A 5,804-nucleotide genomic window follows, 5' to 3' on the forward strand; every position below is an offset into this window, starting at 1 on the left:
TTTTGAAATAAAAGCTTGCGACGACCTACTTTCCCACTGGCTACCCAGCAGTATCATCGGCGATGGAGAGCTTAACTTCCGAGTTCGGAATGGAATCGGGTGTGACCTCTCCTCAGTGGTCGCAAGCAAATTTTGCTTGCTCTCGATGAGCAAAATATATGGTTTAATAGAGAAGAATTAGAGTTCCTTTAGCTTTAACTTTTGAGGTTAAAGTTAAGGGAAGAGAAGAAAAATAAGTCGCACGATTTATTAGTACTGGTCAGCTGAATGCATTGCTGCACTTACACCTCCAGCCTATCAACCAGGTGGTCTACCTGGAATCTTTAGATGCTAAAGCATAGGGACAACTAATCTTGAGGCAGGCTTCCCGCTTAGATGCTTTCAGCGGTTATCCCTTCCGAACTTAGCTACCCTGCAATGCCACTGGCGTGACAACAGGAACACCATAGGTTCGTCCACCCCGGTCCTCTCGTACTAGGGGCAGACCCTCTTCAATTATCCTACGCCCACGGTAGATAGGGACCAAACTGTCTCACGACGTTTTAAACCCAGCTCGCGTACCACTTTAATCGGCGAACAGCCGAACCCTTGGGACCTGCTTCAGCCCCAGGATGTGATGAGCCGACATCGAGGTGCCAAACCGCGCCGTCGATGTGAACTCTTGGGCGCGATCAGCCTGTTATCCCCGGCGTACCTTTTATCCTATGAGCGATGGCCCTTCCATGCGGAACCACCGGATCACTAAGACCAACTTTCGTTCCTGCTCGACATGTCTGTCTTACAGTCAAGCTCCCTTATGCCTTTGCACTCAACGGCTGGTTTCCAATCAGCCTGAGGGAACCTTTGCAAGCCTCCGTTACTCTTTGGGAGGCGACCGCCCCAGTCAAACTACCCACCAGACACTGTTTCCAAGCCGGATGACGGCGTTGGATTAGAATTCAAAACTATCAAGGGTGGTATTTCAAGGTTGGCTCCACCGACACTAGCGTGCCGACTTCAAAGCCTCCCACCTATCCTACACATGATAGTCCTAAACCCAATGTCAAGCTATAGTAAAGGTGCACAGGGTCTTTCCGTCTTACCGCGGGTAACCGGCATTTTCACCGGTAATTCAATTTCACTGAGTCTCTGGTTGAGACAGTGGGGAGATCGTTACGCCATTCGTGCAGGTCGGAACTTACCCGACAAGGAATTTCGCTACCTTAGGACCGTTATAGTTACGGCCGCCGTTTACTGGGGCTTCAATTCGGAGCTTCGACCGAAGTCTAACACCTCCTTTTAACCTTCCAGCACCGGGCAGGCGTCAGTCCATATACATCGTCTTACGACTTAGCATAGACCTATGTTTTTAGTAAACAGTCGCCCCCCCCGATTCTCTGCGGCTCCAAACAGCTCGGAAAGTAAATTACTTCACCGTCTGGAGCATCCCTTATCGCTAACTTACGGGATCATTTTGCCGAGTTCCTTAACCAGAGTTCTCTCAAGCGCCTTGGTCTACTCGACCCGACTACCTGTGTTGGTTTGCGGTACGGTCAATAAGTGCTAAACTTAGAAGATTTTCTAGGCAGTCTGGAATTACTCACTTCAAACGTAAAGTTACGGCATCATGTCTCGGCCTTAAAGAGAAACGGATTTGCCTATTTCTCAAGCCTACGCATTTACACCGGCATATCCAACAGCCGGCTGAGCTATCCTACTGCGTCCCTCCATCGCACACACTTACTGGTACGGGAATATTAACCCGTTTTCCATCGACTACGCCTTTCGGCCTCGCCTTAGGGACCGACTAACCCTGGGAAGATTAGCTTTACCCAGGAAACCTTAGTCTTACGGCGAACGAGTTTCTCACTCGTTTTATCGTTACTCATGCCAGCATAATCACTTCTCATTAGTCCAGCAAACCTTCCGATTCACCTTCATCCCATCTGAGAACGCTCTCCTACCGATGCGTACTAGACGCATCCCGTAGCTTCGGTACCATACTTAGCCCCGTTACATTTTCGGCGCAGAATCGTTAGACCAGTGAGCTATTACGCTTTCTTTAAAGGATGGCTGCTTCTAAGCCAACCTCCTGGCTGTCTATACAACTCCACCACCTTTTCCACTGAGTATGGATTTGGGGACCTTAGCTGACGGTCTGGGCTGTTTCCCTTTCGACTACGGACCTTCGCACCCGCAGTCTGACTCCCAGGATATATCTTACGGCATTCGGAGTTTGATAAGGTTTGGTAATCTGGTGGGACCCCTAGCCTTGTCAGTGCTCTACCTCCGCAAGAAAACTCCTGAGGCTATACCTCAATATATTTCGGAGAGAACCAGCTATCACCAAGTTTGATTGGCCTTTCACCCCTATCCACAGGTCATCCGAGTAATTTTCAACTTACAACGGTTCGGCCCTCCACTTGATTTTACTCAAGCTTCAGCCTGCCCATGGATAGATCACCTGGTTTCGGGTCTAATCCGCAATACTTGTCGCCCTATTCAGACTCGCTTTCGCTGCGGCTACACATCACTGCTTAACCTTGCATTACAGATTAACTCACTGGCCCATTATGCAAAAGGCAAATGGTCACGGAATAAATCCGCTCCCACAGCTTGTAGGCAACTGGTTTCAGGTTCTATTTCACTCCCCTAACAGGGGTTCTTTTCACCTTTCCCTCACGGTACTGGTTCACTATCGGTCTCTAAGTAGTATTTAGCCTTGGAAGATGGTCCTCCCAGATTCCCACGGGGTTTCACGTGTCCCGTGGTACTCAGGTGCCACTAGTGCTGTCGCCGRCTTCGGGTACGAGGCTTTCACTCTCTATGACGTGCCTTCCCAGACACTTCCCCTAYCTAAACAGATCACACATTGTGGTCCTACAACCCCGCATGCTCGAAAGCACACGGTTTGGGCTAATCCCATTTCGCTCGCCGCTACTATGGGAATCTCGTTTGATTTCTACTCCTCCGGCTACTGAGATGTTTCACTTCACCGGGTTCGCTTCCTAAGGCCTATGTATTCAGCCAAAGGATAACAGAGGGTTGCTCTGYTGGGTTTCCCCATTCGGAAATCCGTGGGTCAAAGCTTACTTGGCAGCTAACCACGGCATATCGCAGCCTATCACGTCCTTCATCGCCTCTTAGAGCCAAGGCATCCGCCAGTTGCCCTTAATAACTTATTTTTCTTCTCTAATTTCCCTATTTAACTTTCAAAGAACAGGAACCTCTCAATGGAGATTCTGTAGTATTCTAGAAGGAGTCACGCATAAATGCGGACAACATCTTCAGAAATTTTTTAAAGATCTTGTTCTCGTAGCTCTGATACCCTCTCCATTATGGTGGAGGTGAAGGGAATCGAACCCATGACCCCCTGCGTGCAAAGCAGGTGCTCTCCCAGCTGAGCTACACCCCCATCAAAATGGAAAACGTGGTGGGCCTAGATAGATTTGAACTATCGACCTCACGCTTATCAGGCGTGCGCTCTAACCAACTGAGCTATAGGCCCATTTGAGCGCAAGGTTATTTAACCATGCAAGATCCTTGCAATTAAATAGCGAGTTGGGCATTTACTCTATAAAGGAGGTGATCCAGCCGCAGGTTCCCCTACGGCTACCTTGTTACGACTTCACCCCAATCACCAGCCCTACCGTAGGCGACTACCTCCCGAAGGTTAGTCTGTCGATTTCGGGTAGAACCAGCTTTCGTGGTGTGACGGGCGGTGTGTACAAGGCCCGGGAACGTATTCACCCCGGCATGCTGATCCGGGATTACTAGCGATTCCAACTTCACACAGTCGAGTTGCAGACTGCGATCCGGACTGGGATGGACTTTCTGGGATTGGCTAGGCCTCGCGGCTTTGCGACCCTTTGTATCCACCATTGTAGTACGTGTGTAGCCCTGGACGTAAGGGCCATGATGACTTGACGTCGTCCCCACCTTCCTCCCGGTTGACCCGGGCAGTCTCACTAGAGTGCCCACCATTATGTGATGGCAACTAGCAATAGGGGTTGCGCTCGTTGCGGGACTTAACCCAACACCTCACGGCACGAGCTGACGACAGCCATGCAGCACCTGTCACTGCATTCCCCGAAGGGCACTCTCCTATTTCTAGAAGATTCGCAGGATGTCAAGTCCAGGTAAGGTTCTTCGCGTTGCATCGAATTAAACCACATACTCCACCGCTTGTGCGGGCCCCCGTCAATTTCTTTGAGTTTCAGCCTTGCGACCGTACTCCCCAGGCGGGATGCTTATCGCGTTAACTTCGACACCGAACCGGTTAAGGCCCGACATCTAGCATCCATCGTTTACGGCGTGGACTACCAGGGTATCTAATCCTGTTTGCTCCCCACGCTTTCGCACCTCAGCGTCAGTTATCGTCCAGATGGCCGCCTTCGCCACTGGTGTTCCTCCAGATATCTACGGATTTCACTCCTACACCTGGAATTCCGCCATCCTCTCCGATACTCAAGCTTTACAGTATCAAGTGCAATTCCCCGGTTGAGCCGAGGGCTTTCACACCTGACTTATAAGGCCGCCTACGCGCGCTTTACGCCCAGTTATTCCGATTAACGCTCGCACCCTCCGTATTACCGCGGCTGCTGGCACGGAGTTAGCCGGTGCTTCCTCTGGAGGTACCGTCAGTGAAAGAGAGTATTAATCTCAAACAGTTTCTTCCCTCCTGACAGAGGTTTACGACCCGAAAGCCTTCGTCCCTCACATGGCGTCGCTGCGTCAGGGTTTCCCCCATTGCGCAATATTCCCCACTGCTGCCTCCCGTAGGAGTCTGGGCCGTGTTTCAGTCCCAGTGTGGCTGGTCATCCTCTCAGACCAGCTATTCATCGTCGCCTTGGTARGCCGTTACCYTACCAACWAGCTAATGAAACGCGGACTCATCCARAAGTGAAAGCTTGAAACAGAGGCCCTCTTTCTCTCATAAAGTTAAATATGAAACGTATCCGGTATTAGCAGCCGTTTCCAACTGTTATCCCGATCTTCTGGGTAGATTATCCACGCGTTACTCACCCGTGCGCCGCTCTACTAATTTTCCGAAGAAAACGTTCTCGCACGACTTGCATGTGTTAAGCACGCCACCAGCGTTCAATCTGAGCCAGAATCAAACTCTCCAGTTAAAAAACTTTGAATTTGATTGCACATTACAAATGTATGTATGTGTCGTCTTAATTTTGCCCAACTCGCTATTTAATTGTCAAAGACCTTGGTCATTACTGCGAACCTTACAATATGTTGTATTTTACGGCTCGTGTCAACCTTGCGTCTRTATTTTTTCAGAGAACTTTCGCCCGACTTTCGTCGGAGCGAGGGTCAGTTTCTATCGAAACCAGAKCCCCGTGTCAACCACTTTCGTGATCTTTTTTTGAAACTCGCTGACCCGCTCTTTCGAGCGGCGCGGAGATGAAACYTAGTTAAGTTCGCATCCGCTGTCAACAACTTTCTGAAATTTGTTTTTTCAATGATCCCGAAGGTTTATTTCCCTCGGTGCGGTGTGGGAATCTAGAGAAACCCGAGTCGCTTGTCAATCACTTTTTGAAAGTTTTTTTTCGTCGGCAAGAACTCTTCCAGCTCATCGCTCAACTACCTTATATGATCATCGCCGCCCTTCTATCCGTTCTGGATTTCATCGTAACGCCCCGGTCATAAACTCAAACTTTCTCTTATGATCCCTGCACCTTACTTTCGCTCAGTGCGGAGACGGAAGCTAATCAACTCAGCCGCCGCTGTCAATCATTAATTTCAATGTTCTCGCAAAATATTTTTTCAATGATCTCAGTGCTTTGCTTTCGCTCAGCGCGGATTGGGAATCT

2 tRNA genes and 3 rRNA genes are annotated in these 5,804 nt (G+C 49.6%); all 5 read right to left on the reverse strand.

Going from position 1 to position 5,804, the window contains the following annotated elements:
• Positions 1 to 12: 12 nt before the first annotated feature.
• Positions 13 to 127, reverse strand: a 5S ribosomal RNA gene (gene rrf, locus D0S45_20005).
• Positions 128 to 228: 101 nt separating this feature from the next.
• Positions 229 to 3,164, reverse strand: a 23S ribosomal RNA gene (locus tag D0S45_20010).
• A gap of 154 nt (positions 3,165 to 3,318) precedes the next feature.
• Positions 3,319 to 3,394 (reverse strand) — tRNA-Ala (locus tag D0S45_20015).
• 16 nt (positions 3,395 to 3,410) lie between these two features.
• A tRNA-Ile gene (locus D0S45_20020) sits at positions 3,411 to 3,487 on the reverse strand.
• 69 nt (positions 3,488 to 3,556) lie between these two features.
• Positions 3,557 to 5,113: ribosomal RNA gene (locus tag D0S45_20025) — 16S ribosomal RNA — on the reverse strand.
• The 16S, 23S and 5S rRNA genes sit together here with 2 tRNA genes alongside, the layout of an rRNA operon.
• Between the last annotated feature and the right edge of the window lie 691 nt (positions 5,114 to 5,804).

Source organism: Marinifilum sp. JC120, assembly GCA_004923195.1.
In the GTDB taxonomy this organism is placed as follows: domain Bacteria; phylum Desulfobacterota; class Desulfovibrionia; order Desulfovibrionales; family Desulfovibrionaceae; genus Maridesulfovibrio.